We start from the raw sequence: 1,414 nt of genomic DNA, 5'->3' as shown, positions 1-1,414 counted from the left end.
CCCGCGAGCCGTACGGCTCGCACCGGACGCCGCCGCTCACCGGTGCACCGGCGGCGACGCCGACCGTGTCGGCATCGACGCAGACGACGGCATTGGCCCCTCCGTCCGCATCCCACGGGCAGCAGCCGTCGATGTCGCCCTCGCACATGAAGATCAGATGGAGGTGCTTCGCGTCCGGGCTCCGCACCTGCCCGAGGAACGGCAGGGGCCGTTCGCACGTGCTGCAGGCCGGCCAGGAGAACCGTCCATCGATCGGCGGCGCGCCGCCGAATCGCGTTTGCGGGCTGAAGGCGGATGGCATCGCCCGATCGAGAAGAAGCAGCGCGATATCGGTCGGCATGACCTTGCCTCAGCAATCGGCGTCGATTTCATCACGGGGTGACAGGATCATGCCCTCGGCAGCTTCCGGCGCGAGGGCGACGAACGGGACGACGTCCCCGCCCTCACCGCTCGTGGCCTGCCGTGGAGGTGGTCTCGCGCACCGGCGAGAGCAGGTAGTCGATCACCCGCCGCCGACCGGTGCGGATCTCCACCGTCGCGGTCATGCCGGGGGTCAGCGCCACCTCCTTGCCGTCCGCCTTGATGAAGGTCTGCGACAAAGCCACCGTCACTGGGAAGATCAGGTTCTGCGTCTTCGGCATGCCCGTGACCGGGTTCACCCCCTGGCTGCGCGCCACCGACAAGGCATCGCTGCCCCCGCCCGCCTCCCGGTCGTCCACCGCGTCGCGCGACACCCGCACCACGCGCCCGTCGATCGAGCCGTAGCGGGTGAACGGGAACGCGTCGATCTTCACCACCGCCTCCTGGTCGGGCAGGATGAAGCCGATGTCCTTGTTCTGGACCTGCGCCTCGACCTCGATCGGACCGTCGCTCGGCACCACCACCATCAGGGGCTGGCCCGCGGTGACCACCTGCCCGAGCGTCGTCACGGCAAGCTGCTGCACCGTGCCGGAGATCGGCGCCTTGAGCTGCGTGCGCTCGCGCTTGAGCTGCGCCTTCACCACGTCCTGGACCAGGGCGTCGCGCTTCTGCGCCGCCTCCGTCAGCGCCTGGTGCTGGCGCGCCACGGTCTCGCTCGTCAGCTGGGTGATGCGCCGCTGCAGCGAGGTCGCGGCGGCCTTCGCCTCGATCAGCTGGCCGCGGTCGTAGGCCAGGTCGGCCGCCACCTGCTCGACCTGCTGCACCGCGTCGATCACCGCCGCCCGGGTGCCGGCGGCCTTGGCCACCAGGGTCTCGCGCATCTGCGCCCGCTCCTGCAGGCGGTGCTGCAGGAGCGGGCGCAGGTGCGCCGGACCCTGGGGGCCAAGGCCGCCGGCCCCCGGGCGGCGGTGATCGATGCGGGGCTGCAAGCCGGGCAGGGCGGGGCCGACCTGGGCCACGACCGCGGCCCGCTGAATGAAGGGAAGGGCGCGCG

The 1,414-nt window shown here is 71.7% G+C and carries 1 protein-coding gene and 1 pseudogene; both read right to left on the bottom strand.

What is annotated here, in order from left to right; all coding sequences use genetic code 11:
- Window positions 1–340 (bottom strand): annotated as a pseudogene (locus VQ02_RS27730) (hypothetical protein); the annotation flags it as partial.
- Window positions 341–443: 103 nt separating this feature from the next.
- Window positions 444–1,414: HlyD family type I secretion periplasmic adaptor subunit (locus VQ02_RS27725; RefSeq protein WP_157080844.1), on the bottom strand; the 971-nt coding region annotated here is incomplete at its 5' end.

Origin of the sequence: Methylobacterium variabile, from assembly GCF_001043975.1 — a bacterium.
Lineage (GTDB): Bacteria > Pseudomonadota > Alphaproteobacteria > Rhizobiales > Beijerinckiaceae > Methylobacterium > Methylobacterium variabile.
This window is presented reverse-complemented; position numbering and strand designations above follow the sequence as displayed.